The organism is Pseudarthrobacter sp. 05T312 (genome assembly GCF_056396685.1).
In genome coordinates, this window is record NZ_JBFTLY010000004.1 from 25,107 (window position 1) to 39,436 (window position 14,330).

At 65.6% G+C, this 14,330-nt stretch carries 12 protein-coding genes; 3 read left to right on the forward strand and 9 right to left on the reverse strand.

Annotated features, from left to right (window positions below):
• Window positions 1-69 precede the first annotated feature (69 nt).
• Window positions 70-672: a DUF3043 domain-containing protein gene (locus tag AC1DIP_RS07820; RefSeq protein WP_477733402.1), complete on the forward strand. Its 603-nt coding sequence runs from the start codon at window positions 70-72 to the stop codon at window positions 670-672.
• Between the two features lie 100 nt (window positions 673-772).
• Here AC1DIP_RS07820 and AC1DIP_RS07825 read toward each other — a convergent pair whose 3' ends face one another.
• Window positions 773-1,843, reverse strand: coding sequence for a quinone-dependent dihydroorotate dehydrogenase (locus tag AC1DIP_RS07825; protein WP_477733403.1), 1,071 nt, complete (start codon window positions 1,841-1,843; stop codon window positions 773-775).
• Between the two features lie 94 nt (window positions 1,844-1,937).
• Here AC1DIP_RS07825 and AC1DIP_RS07830 point away from each other — a divergent pair, with 94 nt between their 5' ends.
• Entirely contained in the window at window positions 1,938-2,903 is a 966-nt protein-coding gene (locus tag AC1DIP_RS07830; protein WP_477733404.1) for an alpha/beta hydrolase, read from the forward strand.
• Here the strand turns inward: AC1DIP_RS07830 and AC1DIP_RS07835 are convergent.
• The 3 genes from AC1DIP_RS07835 to leuA all read right to left on the reverse strand — a co-directional run bounded on the left by AC1DIP_RS07835 (window position 2,900) and on the right by leuA (window position 6,318).
• Window positions 2,900-3,739 (reverse strand): isoprenyl transferase, encoded by an 840-nt coding sequence (locus tag AC1DIP_RS07835; RefSeq protein WP_477733405.1) that lies wholly within the window; start codon window positions 3,737-3,739, stop codon window positions 2,900-2,902. The two genes, AC1DIP_RS07830 and AC1DIP_RS07835, sit on opposite strands and share 4 nt — an antisense overlap.
• 2 nt (window positions 3,740-3,741) lie before the next feature.
• A complete protein-coding gene (gene recO, locus AC1DIP_RS07840) occupies window positions 3,742-4,494 on the reverse strand; it encodes a DNA repair protein RecO (protein WP_141160392.1) in 753 nt (250 codons plus the stop codon).
• Window positions 4,495-4,578: 84 nt separating this feature from the next.
• Window positions 4,579-6,318: a 2-isopropylmalate synthase gene (leuA, locus tag AC1DIP_RS07845; protein ID WP_476211172.1), complete on the reverse strand. Its 1,740-nt coding sequence runs from the start codon at window positions 6,316-6,318 to the stop codon at window positions 4,579-4,581.
• A gap of 253 nt (window positions 6,319-6,571) precedes the next feature.
• Here leuA and AC1DIP_RS07850 point away from each other — a divergent pair, with 253 nt between their 5' ends.
• Window positions 6,572-8,524, forward strand: a complete 1,953-nt coding sequence (locus AC1DIP_RS07850) for a M13 family metallopeptidase (protein WP_477733406.1) — start codon at window positions 6,572-6,574, stop codon at window positions 8,522-8,524.
• Window positions 8,525-8,611: 87 nt separating this feature from the next.
• Here AC1DIP_RS07850 and AC1DIP_RS07855 read toward each other — a convergent pair whose 3' ends face one another.
• From AC1DIP_RS07855 to AC1DIP_RS07875, 5 genes are all read right to left on the reverse strand, one after another.
• Window positions 8,612-10,201: an LCP family protein gene (locus tag AC1DIP_RS07855; protein WP_477733407.1), complete on the reverse strand. Its 1,590-nt coding sequence runs from the start codon at window positions 10,199-10,201 to the stop codon at window positions 8,612-8,614.
• Window positions 10,202-10,298: 97 nt separating this feature from the next.
• On the reverse strand, window positions 10,299-11,258 hold the full coding sequence (era, locus tag AC1DIP_RS07860) for a GTPase Era (protein ID WP_476211178.1): 960 nt from the start codon (window positions 11,256-11,258) through the stop codon (window positions 10,299-10,301).
• A complete protein-coding gene (locus AC1DIP_RS07865) occupies window positions 11,242-12,573 on the reverse strand; it encodes a hemolysin family protein (RefSeq protein ID WP_477733408.1) in 1,332 nt (443 codons plus the stop codon). The genes era and AC1DIP_RS07865 overlap by 17 nt, the downstream gene beginning before the upstream one ends.
• Window positions 12,570-13,043 (reverse strand): rRNA maturation RNase YbeY, encoded by a 474-nt coding sequence (ybeY, locus tag AC1DIP_RS07870; RefSeq protein ID WP_476211181.1) that lies wholly within the window; start codon window positions 13,041-13,043, stop codon window positions 12,570-12,572. Before ybeY ends, AC1DIP_RS07865 begins: the two co-directional genes overlap by 4 nt.
• Window positions 13,040-14,128, reverse strand: a complete 1,089-nt coding sequence (locus tag AC1DIP_RS07875) for a PhoH family protein (RefSeq protein ID WP_476211890.1) — start codon at window positions 14,126-14,128, stop codon at window positions 13,040-13,042. The genes ybeY and AC1DIP_RS07875 overlap by 4 nt, the downstream gene beginning before the upstream one ends.
• Between the last annotated feature and the right edge of the window lie 202 nt (window positions 14,129-14,330).

Consider the following 14,330-nt stretch of genomic DNA (forward strand, 5'->3'; position numbering starts at 1 on the left):
TTTTGGCCGGCGGTCAGCGGACCTGCCGCCGCAGGCGGGATGCGGGCCGCTGCAAGGTATTCTGGTCAGGTGTTCGGACGTAGAAAAGAAGCGCCTTCGGCGCAGGAGACCATAGACCAGCAGGCAGCGGAGGCGGCGGCACGGCAAGGAAGCGTGGCGGGCAAGGGCGCACCCACCCCAACGCGGAGGGCGCAGGAAGCCGCCCGCAAACGGCCGTTGGTACCTGAGGACCGCAAGGCATCCAAGGCCGCCGAACGCCAGGCCGTGCAGGACCAGCGCCTCAAGATGCGCCGTGCCCTGGATACCGGCGATGAGAAATTCCTGCCGCTTCGCGACAAGGGTCCGCAGAAACGGTTTGCTCGCGACTTTGTGGATGCCCGGTTCAACCTCGGCGAGTACCTGATGTTCGGCGCCCTGGTCTTTGTACTGGTGTCGTTGGTGGTTCCCGCCTCCAGCGACATGATGATCTACGTCCTGGGAGCTTTCTGGGTGATGTTCCTGGCGGTCTTCGTGGACGTGTTCATCCTGTCCCGCAAGCTCCGCAAGCGGCTGGCGGAAAAGTTCGGCGAGGTGGAGCGCGGTACGGTCTGGTACGGCTCCATGCGGTCCCTCCAGTTCCGGAAACTGCGGCTGCCCAAGCCCCAGGTCCAGCGCGGCCAGTACCCCGCCTGACCATCCATAAACCTTTTGAACACGGGCACCCCGGCGGAAATCCGCCGGGGTGCCCGTTTTTGGTAGGAGCCGCAGTCACAGGCGCCATGGGATTTAGGGGTCAGGAGCGGCGGTTCTTTGCCAGCTGCTTGTTGATCCGTGCCGCCCAGAAGGGTCCCTCGTAGAGGAAAGCCGTGTAGCCCTGCACCAGGGTGGCTCCGGCGTCGAGCCTTTCCTGGACATCCTGCGCCGACTCCACGCCGCCTACCGACACCAGGCTCAGGGCGTCTCCGGTGGCGTGCTTGAGCCGCTTCAGCACCTCAAGGGAACGCTGCTTCAGGGGAGCTCCGGACAATCCCCCGGCGCCGCAGTTCTGCACCGATTCCGCCGGCGATGCCAACCCATCCCTGGCGATTGTGGTGTTGGTGGCAATGATGCCGTCCAGCTTCAGGTCAAGGGCAAGTCGCGCCACGTCGTCGATGTCCTCGTCGCTGAGGTCCGGTGCGATCTTCACCAGCAGGGGTACGTGCCGTCCGGCGGCGCGGTCGGCTTCCTGTCCTACGGCGGTCAGCAGCGGACGAAGTGTTTCCACGTCCTGGAGCAGCCGCAGTCCGGGGGTGTTGGGGGAACTGACATTCACCACCAGGTAGTCGGCAGCAGGCGCCAGGCTGCGGGCGCTTACCAGGTAGTCCTCCACGGCGTCGGCAAGTTCCACCACTTTGGTTTTGCCGATGTTGACGCCGATGACCGGACGCACTGACGGGTAGCGGCGCTGGAGCGCGGCACGCGCTGCCTTCAACCGCGGCGCAACGGCAGACGCGCCGTCGTTGTTGAATCCCATCCGGTTGATGACGGCCCGGTCCTCCACCAGGCGGAAGAGCCTCGGCTTCTCATTGCCCGGCTGCGCCTGTCCGGTGATGGTGCCAACTTCAATGTGCCCGAATCCAAGGTCCGACAGGGCCTCAATCCCGTGGCCTTCCTTGTCAAAACCCGCAGCGAGCCCGAACGGCGAAGGAAAAGTCACGCCGAAGGCGGTGGTTTGCAGCGACGCTGCCGGAGCAGTCAGCTTCTGCAAGACCCTCCCTGCTCCCGACGCATGCGCGAGCCGGATGCCCTTGAATCCGATCTTGTGGGCGCGCTCGGCGTCCATCCATGAAAAGGCCAGCCTGAAGAAAGTGGGATAAACGCGCATGCCTTTAGTTTCACGTCTCCGGGGGCGCCACACCAAAACGGTGAAGCGGCCGAACGGACCGGCGGACCGCGGCGGGCCGGTCTAGCATGAGGGCATGCAGTGGCAGCAGGACATCCTGGGGGCTGATTTCGAGTCCCACACCTTTACGGCAGCCGGACCTGACGGGGTGGACCGGACAGCAACCCTGGTGCGGCTCAGGCCGGGCGCGGACACCGCGGCCGCCGGCGGCCGGCGCCGGGCTGTGCTCTTCCTGCACGGCTGGAGCGACTACTTTTTCAACGTTGACCTGGCCCGGTTCTGGGCTGCCGCCGGCTATGAGTTCTACGCGCTGGACATGCATAATCACGGCCGGAGCCTGCGCCCCGAGTCACCCGGGGGCTACGTGGCGGACCTGGCCGCTTACGACGCCGAAATCGAAGAAGCCACCCGTGTCATCCGCCAGGAGGGCGTACCCGGACCGCTGGCTTTGATGGGCCATTCGACCGGCGGACTGGTGGCGGCCCTGTGGACCAGCCGGCATCCGGAGGCTGTCTCCCTGCTGATCCTGAACAGTCCCTGGCTGGAGATGCACGGAAGTTCGCTGGTCCGGCGGGCAGCCTCCAGCATGGTGCGTCCGGTGGCCCGCTTCCGCCCCCAGGCGGTCCTCCGCCTTCCGGAGCGCGGCCACTATTGGCGGACCATCAGTGACGCGGCCGACGGCGAGTGGCCCGTTGATGAGCGCTACCGCCCCCGCCTGGCATTTCCTGTCCGGGCAGGGTGGCTGCGGGCAGTCCTTGCCGGGCATGCCCGCGTGGCCCGCGGCCTGGATATCGAGGCACCAATCCTGGTCCTGCTGTCCAAGGGAAGTGCCAACGGCCTGCTCTGGTCCGAGGAGATGCGGCGGACTGACGCCGTCCTGGATGTGAACATCATCAGCACCCGGGCACTGGCCCTGGGCCGTACTGTGACCATCGAGCGGATTGACGGTGCCCTGCATGACGTCTTCCTCTCCCCCGGCCCGGTCCGGTCCGATGCCTATTCCCGCCTGGCCCGCTGGCTGCGGGCCTACGGCGAAAGCTAGTCCGCCTGGGGATCCGGCGTCGCAGCGGCGGCATCGACGGCCCCGCCGTAGCGGCGGTCGCGCCTGGCATATTCCTCGACGGCGGTCCAAAGGGTCCGCCTGTCAACATCGGGCCACAGCGTGTCCATGAAGACGAACTCCGCATACGCGGACTGCCAGAGCAGGAAGTTGGAGAGCCGCTGCTCCCCTGAGCTGCGCAGGAAGAGGTCCACGTCGGGGAGGTCGGGCTCATCCAGGTACTTCTGGATGGTCCGCTCGGTGATGGCGCCCGGCTTCAGCCTGCCTGCTGCAACGTCCGCGGCTATAGCGGAGACAGCGTCGGTTATCTCAGCGCGGCCGCCGTAATTAACACACATGGTCAAATTACAGGTGGTGTTGGCCGCGGTGAACTCCTCTGCATCCTCCAGTTCCCGGATCACGGAACCCCAGAGGCGCGGCCGGCGTCCTGCCCAGCGCACGCGGACGCCCCAGTCGTCCAATTGATTCCGCTGCCGTCGAAGCACGTCCTTGTTAAATCCCATCAGGAAGCGGACCTCTTCCGGGGAACGGCGCCAATTCTCGGTGGAGAAGGCGTACACGCTGACATACTCAATCCCCAGCTCGATGGCACCGGCCATCACATCAAGCAGGGCCGGCTCTCCCGCCTTGTGGCCCTCGATCCGGGGCAGGCCGCGCTGGTTGGCCCACCGGCCGTTGCCGTCCATGACGATGGCCACGTGCCGGGGAATGAATTCAGCAGGGATGGAGGGGGCCACCGCGCCGGAAGGATGCGGGTAAGGGGCCACCACGGGATGGGTGCGCTTGCGGGGTGCATTGTTCTTTTTTCCCAAGGCCACTGTCAGCTGCGCTCCACATGTTTGAGGGATTTCAGTACTCGTTCAAGATGCCACTGCAGGTACGCCGCCACCAGGCCGGCGGCCTCCTTGCGGTGCTGCGGCAACGACGCATCCGCCGTGGCCCAGTCACCGGTCAGCAGGGCCGCCAGCAGGACAACGGTTTCGGATGCCGGCGCGGGTGACCCGGGCGGCCTGCACTGTGCGCAGACCATGCCGCCCAGTGGCGCGGAGAACGCGGTATGCGGGCCGGGCATTCCGCACCGGGAACAATCCGTAAAGCTGGGGGCCCAACCGCCCGTGGCCAGGGCACGGAGCAGGTAGGAGTCCAGGATGAGGCCTGCGGCGTGGTCGTCGCGGCTCAGTGCAGCGAGGGCGCCCACCAGCAGGTTGTACTGGGCGGTTCCGGCTTCACCGTCCACGTCGGTCAGTTTCTCCGCGGTCTCCGTCATGGCGGCGGCAACCGTGTACCTGCCGTAATCCGCGGCGATACTGCCGCCGTACGCACCCTTGGCAACTGCCTGCGTGACGATGTCCAGCGTGCGGCCGGACACCAGTTGCAGGTCTGCCACCATGAAGGGTTCCAGCCGGGCACCAAACCGGCTGCTGGTGCGGCGCACGCCCTTGGCGACGGCGCGGACCTGGCCGTGGTGCTTGGTCAGGAGCGTGATGATGCGGTCCGCCTCACCCAACTTGTGGGTACGGAGTACCACGGCGTCGTCCCGGTACGCCCGGGAGGCAAAAGACTGTTGAACCACGCTCTATCTTCCCATCCTGCCCGGCAGCATGCCGACAGGCCGCGGCGGCGCCGCCGGCTGGAACCGGCGGCGCCCCTTCAGGTGTCAGGCCCGGGCGTCCCGGATGGCGCGGTTGACCGCCGAAATGACGGCCTTGAGGGAGGACATGCTGGTGTTCGCATCGATGCCGACGCCCCACAGGACCCGCTCCCCCACGGCGCATTCGACATAGGCGGCCGCCGCGGCGTTGCCGCCCTCGGACAGGGCGTGCTCGCTGTAGTCCAGCACCCGGACGTCCACGCCGTCGTCGTGGAGGATGTTCAGCAGGGCTGCGATAGGTCCGTTACCCGTTCCGGTCCGGTTGACCTGGGCACCATCGATGGTGAGTGCGGCGTGAAGCGTCATGCCGCCGTCGGCATCCGTTTCCGTCTTGACCCCGCCCAGCGAGTAGCGTCCCCACTGCCCCTCGGCCTGGCCGGACGGCAGGTACTCGTCCTGGAAGGTCTGCCACAACTGGGCTCCGCTGACCTCGCCGCCCACGGTGTCGGTGCGGCGCTGGATGACGCCGGAGAACTCAATCTGCGCACGGCGCGGCAGGTCCAGGCTGTGCTCGTTCTTCAGCAGGTAGGCCACGCCGCCCTTGCCGGACTGGGAGTTCACGCGGATGACGGCCTCGTAGCTGCGGCCCAGGTCCTTGGGGTCCACCGGCAGGTAGGGAACCTGCCAGGTGAAGTCGTCCACGGCCTTACCGGCCGCGGCGGCGTCGCGCTCCAGTGCTTCGAAGCCCTTCTTGATCGCATCCTGGTGCGAGCCGGAGAAAGCGGTGAACACCAGGTCGCCACCGTACGGTGAACGCTCCGGAACCGGCAGCTGGTTGCAGTACTCCACGGTCCGGCGGACGTCGTCGATGTTGGAGAAGTCGATCATCGGGTCGATGCCCTGGACGAACATGTTCAGGCCCAGGGTCACCAGGTCCACGTTGCCGGTCCGTTCGCCGTTTCCGAACAGGCAGCCTTCGATGCGGTCGGCGCCGGCCATGTAGCCCAGTTCGGCGGCAGCCACCCCGGTTCCGCGGTCGTTGTGCGGGTGCAGCGAGAGGATGATGCCTTCGCGGGGGTGCAGGTGCCGGCTCATCCACTCGATGGAATCGGCGTAGACGTTGGGGGTGGCCATTTCGACAGTGGCGGGCAGGTTGATGATCACCTGGCGGTCGGCGGAGGCCTCGAAGACATCGGCGATGGCGTTGCACACCCGGACGGCGTACTCGAGTTCCGTGCCGGTGAAGGACTCCGGCGAGTACTCGTACGTTACGTGCGTGTCAGCGAGGGTTTCCTCGTACTTCCGGCACAGCCGGGCCCCCTGCAGGGCGATGTCCAGGATGCCGTCCTCGTCCTGGTTGAAGACCACGCGCCGCTGCAGCACGGACGTGGAGTTGTAGAGGTGGACGATGGCCTGCTTGGCGCCCACCAGGGACTCGTAGGTCCGTTCGATCAGGTGTTCCCGGGCCTGCGTGAGGACCTGGATGGTGACGTCATCCGGGATGTGGTTGCCTTCGATGAGCTGGCGGACAAAGTCGAAGTCCGTCTGCGACGCGGACGGGAACCCGACCTCGATTTCCTTGTAGCCCATCCGGACCAGCAGGTCGAACATCTTCATCTTGCGGGCCGGGCTCATGGGATCGATGAGCGCCTGGTTGCCGTCGCGCAGGTCAACTGCGCACCAGCGCGGGGCCTTGGTGATGATCTTGTCCGGCCAGGTGCGGTCTGGCAGTTCAACCTTGATCTGGTCCTGGAACGGCATGTACCGGTGGGCGGGCATTCCTGAGGGCTTCTGTGCGTTACGCATGATGTTCGTGGCCTTTTCTATCGATCTTCAGTGAAAGGGTGGCCGGGCAACACAAACTCCGCAGCGAGGGTGGGCCGTGCGCTAGATAGCGTCTGTGGCCTCGCCGCGGCAGCTAAGGAGAAGGAGCTCTGCACGCACACTTTGAGGGTAACACGGGTGCGTAAGATGAAAGGGCACTACCGTCCGTAAAGTCCAGCATGCAGACGCGCTGCGGTGTTCCGCCCGGCAGCGGCGTCCCAGCAAAGGAGTTGCAGTGCCCATTTCGGGGATCGATCTATCCACCATTGATCACACAGTCCGGCCGCAGGACGACCTCTACCAGCACGTCAACGGAGCATGGCTGAAGGCCACCGAAATTCCGGATGACCGTCCCCTGGAGGGCACCTTCACCGCCCTGCGGGACGGGTCCGAAATTGCCGTCCGGGACATCATCGAGGAGGCCGCAGCAAAGGGCGGCGACGCCACCGGGATCGAGCGGAAGATCGGCGGGCTGTACAACAGCTTCATGGACGAAGCCACCGTCGAGGGCAAGGGCATGGAACCCATCCGCGGGCGACTCGCGGAAGTTTTTGCCACAGCGTCGGTGCGGGACCTCATGGCCCTGGCGGGACGACTGTTCCGCAAGGACGTGGGCGGCTTGTTTTACATCTACCCCGCACCGGATGCGGGCAACCCCGACCGGGTCCTGCTGTACACCGGCCAGGGCGGCCTGGGCCTTCCCGATGAGTCCTATTACCGGGACGCGAAGTTCGAACCGATCGTTGCCGCGTACACGGCACACGTGGAGAAGATGTTCGATCTGGCCGGTGTTGCGGACCCGAATGGTGCGGCAGCACGCGTGGTCGGGCTGGAGACAAAGCTCGCGTCCCATCATTGGGACAACGTCACCCTCCGGGATCCGCAGAAGACCTACAACCTGAAGACAGCGGATGAAGCCGCCGAGCTCTTCCCCCTCCTAGCCACCTGGTTTGACGCCGCCGGGATCGATGCGGACAAGCGCGCTGAAATCGTGGTCAGCACACCCGACTTCTTCGCCGGCGCTGCCGGCCTCCTGGACGAAGTCCCGGTAGGCACGTGGCAGGAGTGGCTGGCCATGCGCGTCGTCAGCGCGGCCGCGCCCTACCTGTCCTCAGGGTTCGTGGACGCCAACTTCGCTTTCTACGGCACCACCATCAGCGGCACGCCCCGTAACAAGGACCGGTGGAAGCGCGGCGTCGCGGTTGTCGAAGCCGGCCTTGGTGAGGCTGTCGGCCAGATCTACGTGGCACGCCATTTCCCCGAGTCCCACAAGGCGCGGATGCAGACTTTGGTGGCGAACCTGATTGAGGCCTACCGCCGCAGCATCAATGACGTCAGCTGGATGGGCGAAGACACCAAAGCCGAAGCCCTGCGCAAACTGGAGGCGTTCAGGGCGAAGATTGGCTACCCGGACGAGTGGATCGATTATTCGGCCGTGGAAATCGACCCCCAGGACCTGCTGGGCAACGTGGAACGCGCCCACAACGCGGATGTCGACAGGCACCTTGATGAGGTGGGCAAGCCCGTGGACCGGAACAAGTGGCTGATGACACCGCAGACGGTCAACGCGTACTACCACCCGATGATGAACGAGATCGTGTTCCCTGCGGCCATCCTGCAGCCGCCGTTCTTCACCGCCGATGCCGACGACGCCGTCAACTACGGCGGCATCGGGGCTGTGATCGGCCATGAGATCGGGCACGGTTTTGATGACCAGGGCTCACAGTTCGACGGCGGCGGGGCCTTGCGGAACTGGTGGACCGACCAGGACCGGCAGGCTTTTGACGCGCTGACGGCGCGGCTGGTCGCGCAGTACGACGCGCTCTCCCCCACCGCCGCGCCAGGGCACCACGTCAACGGCCGGCTGACCCTGGGCGAGAACATCGGCGACCTTGCAGGGCTGACCATCGCTTACAAGGCGTACCTGATCAGCCTCGACGGCAAGGAACCAGAGGTCCTTGACGGCCTGACCGGTCAGCAGCGTTTCTTCGCGTCCTGGGCAGCGGGCTGGCGCCAGGTCATCCGGCAGGAGGAGGCCATCCGCCGGCTTGCGACCGATCCCCACTCACCGAACGAGTTCAGGACCAACGCCATCGCGAAGAACCTGGATTCGTTCCACGAGGCATTCGATGTCACCGAGGACGATGGAATGTGGAGGCCGGCCGCCGAGCGGGTCAGCATCTGGTAACCGGAGCGCAGGAAAATGGGCCCCGCCGTTTCCGGCGGGGCCCATTTTCTTTCAACTGGCGTTTGCGCGCCGCAGGAACGGCTGTTGCTACCTGACGATCAGCTCGGGATTGGCCTGCTGGCAGACCTTGTCGCCCGCGGTCTGGTTGACGATGTCCTGGGGCAAGGCAGCGGCAGTTCCGCCGCCTGCCGCCCCGTAGGCCGTGCCGGTGGTGAAGTCGCTGCCGACATACACCTGAACGCCGGACACGCCCGGGGCGGGAATCATGAGCGTGGCAGGGATTCCCAGCAGGGCGGCCACATCGGCGGCCACGTCGGCGAAGCCATTGCCGTAGTAGACCGCCGACTTGGCAACCGGCTGGGCGAGGAACTGGCCGGTTTGGGTGAAGCCGCCGGCCACCAGCGCCTGGACCAGCTCCTGGGCGCGGCCGTTGACGCCGCTTCCATTGGCGACTGTAACGGGCTGGATGGCCTTGTTGTACGGCGGCGCCGGCGGAGTTGTCTCCGTGGGTGTTGCCGACGGCGACGCCGACTCGGTAGGTGACGGCGTGGTGGGCGCGGCGGGGTCGGTCAGGTCCACGTTTTTCCGCAGTGCCGAAAACAGCTGGGCCCCTGCGGGTTCGGCAATGACCAGCCTGTTCGGGTCCACGGGCGCCGGCGTCGTGGGCACTGCCACGAACGCCACCTTGCTGATGTCGATGTTCTTGAGCCGGTTCCCGATGGTCAGCAGTGTGGGAACAGACGCGAGCCCGTCATCCACCGTCAGGTTCTGGGTTACGACGTCGGCGATCTTCAGCATCTTCGCGGGGTCCGACAGGGTGCCTTCATCCTTGATCTTCCGCGTCAGCGAGGAGAGGAATCCCTGCTGCGCCTTGATGCGGCCCAGGTCACCGCCGTCGGCAAAGGCATGGCGGGTGCGGAGGAACGCAAGTGCCTGCTCGCCCTGCACGGACGACGTTCCGGCCGGCAACCGCAGCCTGGAATCAGGATCGTACACGGCGTCGCTGATGCAGACGTCCACGCCGCCGACGGCATTGGACAGCTCCTTCACGGCGTTGAAGTCCGCCATCATGAAGTGGTCCACCTGCATGCCCGTGAGCTTGTTGACCGTGTCCACGGCGCAGCCGATGCCGGCTTCGCTCATGGCCTCATTGATCATGACTCCGGTGCGGGCCGGGTAGTCCTTCTTGGTCTTCGTATCCTTGCAGTCCGGGATGTCCACCAGCAGGTCACGCGGAAAGCTGATGACGTTGACGCGCTTGTTGTCCTCGGAGATGTCCATCAGCATCATCACGTCGGACTTGCCGTAACCCGTGGAATCATCGGCAGACCCATACTCCGAGTTCTTGCCGTCGCGCGTGTCCGAGCCAAGGATCAGGATCTGCAACCGTCCCGTGGCGTCGTTCCCCGGGGACTCGGTGGTCTCCCCGCCCGCGTTCAACGGCGCCTTGGAGATGTTGTTCTGGAGCCGGAAGAACCAAAATCCTGCGAACGCAGCAGCTGCCACCAGGACCAGCGCCACCACCCCCGTGACGGCTTTCAGCCACAGGGGCATGCTCCGCAGGGGACCGAGGTGCCGTGCGGCGCCCACGGTGTGGCTGTCCGCGTGACGGGATACCGGTCCCGGTCCGGCTGACAGGTCAGCCTCGTTGTCGCGATTGTCGCGGCCTCGACCCACGTGGTGAACCTTCCTCTAAAAACGAAATCCGGTCCATTTTAGTGGTCCAGTCCGGTGAACTTGCCTGGCACGCGCCCGCGAACGGCCCGAATGCGGGTCAGAAACCGAGTTTGACCAGCTGTTTCGGGTCGCGCTGCCAGTCTTTTGCCACCTTGACATGAAGGTCAAGGTAGATGCGGGTGCCAAGGAGGGCTTCGATGCCTTTGCGCGCGTTGGTACCCACTTCCCGCAGGCGGGCGCCCCCCTTGCCGATGATGATGGCCTTCTGCGAGGGGCGTTCAACGTAGAGGTTCACGCGCACATCCAGCAGCGGGTTGTCTTCCGGCCGGTCCTCCCGGGGAACGATTTCCTCCACTACGACGGCGAGGGAGTGTGGAAGCTCGTCCCGGACCCCCTCCAGGGCTGCCTCGCGGATCAGTTCCGCCACCATGACAGCTTCGGGTTCGTCGGTCAGTTCCCCATCCGGGTACAGCGGGGGCGACGGCGGCATGTGGCTGATGAGCACATCGGCCACTGTTCCCACCTGGAAACCGTCGGCGGCGGAGACGGGAACGATGTCCTTCCAGCCGTCCTCGCCCATCACCTCGCGGCCGAGGGCGGCCACGGCGAGCAGCTGTTCCGTCAGCGCCTGCTTGTCCACGAGGTCGGCCTTGGTGACGATGGCGATCACGGGCTTGCGGCCCACGGCTGCAAGCTGGGCGGCGATGAACTTGTCGCCGGGCCCGATCTTTTCGTTGGCCGGCAGGCAGAAGCCGATGGCGTCCACTTCGGCGAGGGTGTCGGCCACCAGGTCGTTGAGGCGCTTGCCGAGGAGGGTGCGGGGACGGTGCAGCCCGGGCGTGTCCACCAGGATCAGCTGGGCGTCATCACGGTGCACGATGCCCCGGATGGTGTGCCGGGTAGTCTGCGGCTTGGCGGAGGTGATGGCCACCTTCTTCCCCACCAATGCGTTGGTCAGGGTGGACTTGCCCGCGTTGGGCCTGCCAACCAGGACGGAAAACCCAGCGCGGAAACCGCCGAAGTCGTCCTGTTCGGCAGCCTTATTTTTCTTGCTCACGTGGAACTCCCTGCTGGGTTGCTTCGGCCTCTTCCAGGAGGCCTTCAAGGTCAGTCTCTACTCTTGGTACGGGCGCCGCAATGATATGGCTGACCCGGTTCCGCCGGCCCTCCAGCCGGTCCGCCCGCAGCGAGACGCCCTGCACGTCAACGCTGCTGCCCACGATGGGGACCCGGCCGAGCGCCTTCGCGAGGAGGCCGCCCACTGTGTCCACCTCGTCGTCGTCAATCTCGAGGTCGAAAAGCTCGCCGAGGTCGTCGATGCCCATGCGGGCGCTGACCCGGTAGGAGCCGTCACCCAGCGCCACGGCTTCAGCGCTCTCGGTATCGTATTCGTCCACGATCTCGCCCACGATCTCCTCGATGAGGTCCTCGAGGGTCACCAGCCCGGCGGTGCCACCGTACTCGTCGATCACGATGGCCACATGCGTGGACTCTTTCTGCAGTTCGCGCAGGAGGTCGCTGACCGGCTTCGACTCGGGCACATAGCGAACCTCGCGGGCCAGCGACTCCACCAGGGGCGGCTCCTGGCCAGCGCCCATCTGGTGGATGACTGCGGCCACGTCCTTGAGGTAGACGATGCCCAGGATGTGGTCCGTGTTCTCGTTGATGACCGGGATCCGCGAATATCCCGAGCGCAGGAACAGCGACATCGCCTGGTGAAGGGTGGAGCCGGCGTCGATGCTGACGATGTCCGTCCTGGGAACCATGACGGCCCGCACCAGGGTGTCGCCGAAGTCGAAGACCGACTGGATCATTTCGGCCTCGGTGTCCTCGATCATGTCCGACTCGCTGGCGCGGTCAACGAGTTCCCGGAACTCCTGCTCGCTGAAGAACGCGTCGTCGCCGCCGGGGGCGCCCGGGGCTGCCGAACTTCCCAAGGCCACCAGCCAGCCCGGGATGGGGCCCAGCACGCTGGTGAGGAAGCGGACCATTGGGGCGGTGAAGCGGACCACCGCGGAGGAGTGCAGCCTGCCGAGCTGCCGTGGTGAGACCCCGACGATCACGAACCCCAGGAGGGCCATGATGCCGGTGGCCACCAGTCCCGCGAGCCAGACGTTGTCGAGCAGGCTTGCGATCAGGACGGCGACGGCCACCGCGGAGGCCATCTCGAACCAGACGCGCCAGAAGCGAAGCGCCCGGGTGTGGGCGACGGGTTCAGCCAGGATGCGGCGCATCGCGGTGCCGCGGCTCCTGTGCAGTGCCTCTTCGGCGTCGTGCCGGGGAAGGAAGCTGAAGGCAGCCTCGGCCGCGGTCAGCAGGGCCGCGACGGCAAGGAAAACCAGTGCCACCGCAACCAGCAGCAGTTGTGTCACTGGGTGGTCTCGGCAGGGGCTTCTTTGCCGGTGAAGCCGGACAGGAGTTCCCGCTGGAGCCCGAACATCTCCGCCTTCTCTTCCGGCTCGGCATGGTCGTAGCCCAGCAGGTGAAGGATGCCGTGCGTGGTCAGCAGCAGCATTTCGTCCTGCAGCGCGTGCCCGGCATTCCTGGCCTGGACCTTCGCGACCTGCGGGCAGATGGCGATGTCGCCCAGCATGCCCTGGGGCGTGGGCCGGCCCGGTGTTCCGGGGGTCAATTCGTCCATGGGAACGGAGAGCACATCGGTGGCGCCCGGTTCGTCCATCAGTTCGATGTGCAGCTTCTCCATGGCCGGCTCATCCACAAGGAGGATGGAAAGTTCGGCCTGCGGATGGATGTAGAGCTGTTCGAAGATGTACCGCGACAGGGCCACAAGCGCGGATTCATCCACTTGGATGCCGGACTCGTTGTTGACCTCGATGCTCACGCGTGTTCCCCCCGTTTTTCGCGGCTTGCTGAATGCTTGACCCGGTTCCGCTGGGCTTCGTCCCAGATGCTGTACGCGTTGACGATGTCGCCAACGAGCCTGTGCCTGACGACGTCGGCGGCGTCCAGGACGGAGAAGTTCACGCCCTCGATGCCTTGGAGGATTTCTTCGACGATCCGCAGCCCGGAACGCGTCCCAAAGGGAAGGTCCACCTGGGTCACGTCTCCGGTGACCACCATCTTGGACCCGAACCCTAGCCGGGTGAGGAACATTTTCATCTGTTCCGGCGTGGTGTTCTGGGCCTCGTCGAGGATGATGAAGGCGTCGTTGAGGGTACGTCCCCGCATGTAGGCGAGGGGTGCCACTTCGATGGTGCCGGCAGCCATGAGCCGTGGAATGGATTCCGGGTCCATCATGTCGTGCAGGGCGTCGTAAAGGGGGCGCAGGTAGGGGTCGATCTTGTCGCTGAGCGTACCGGGCAGGAACCCGAGCCGCTCGCCAGCCTCCACCGCGGGGCGCGTCAGGATAATCCGGCTGACTTCCTTCTGCTGCAGTGCCTGGACGGCTTTCGCCATGGCCAGGTAGGTCTTGCCGGTACCGGCCGGACCGATGCCGAAGATCACCGTGTTGGCGTCAATGGCGTCAACGTAGGTCTTCTGGTTGAGCGTCTTGGGCCGGATGGTCCGGCCGCGGCTGGAGAGGATGTCGTGGGTCAGCACGTCCACGGGATTCTGCAGTGACTGCGTGCGCAGGAGCGCCACCAGCTGCTGCAGCACCGCGGGGGTGATGACGGTGCCGCGGGCCACAAGGCCACGGACCTCCTGGAGGAGCCGCATGATGCGGGGAACGTCGCTGACCGGTCCGCTGATGGACAGTTCGTTGCCGCGGGCATGGAAGTTGACGTCCGGGAACTGCTCCTCGATGAACCGCAGCGCCTCGTCATGGCTGCCGAGCGACTGAACCATCTGGTCTGAGTTCTCGAAGAGGACTACTTCGGTCCGGATGCCGGGAAGGGAGTGCGGGAATTCCCCCGGACTGCCATCGCCCGTGTTGAGCCGGCGCTTACCATTTGCTGATTCAGTCATGGTGCTGGCCCGCAGGCCCGTGGTCCCCTCGAAGATCGACATCAGTTGTTTGCTGCAGCCGGTGCCCGTTGCACGGAGCACCCTGCCAGCGATCCCTTTATCTTACGCCAGCACACGCCCCGGCCGGATACTTTGCGGGCCAGTGACCTGCACCTCCGCCACCCTGAAGGGCCGTCCGCCGGCAACGAAAAGCAGCGTTTGG

Excerpts from the sequence above, each read along its gene's own strand:
- AC1DIP_RS07825 (WP_477733403.1), bottom strand. The coding sequence starts at position 1,843 with ATGCGCGTTTATCCCACTTTCTTCAGGCTGGCCTTTTCATGGATGGAC.
- AC1DIP_RS07830 (WP_477733404.1), top strand. The coding sequence starts at position 1,938 with ATGCAGTGGCAGCAGGACATCCTGGGGGCTGATTTCGAGTCCCACACC.
- leuA (WP_476211172.1), bottom strand. The coding sequence starts at position 6,318 with ATGCGTAACGCACAGAAGCCCTCAGGAATGCCCGCCCACCGGTACATG.
- AC1DIP_RS07875 (WP_476211890.1), bottom strand. The coding sequence starts at position 14,128 with ATGACTGAATCAGCAAATGGTAAGCGCCGGCTCAACACGGGCGATGGC.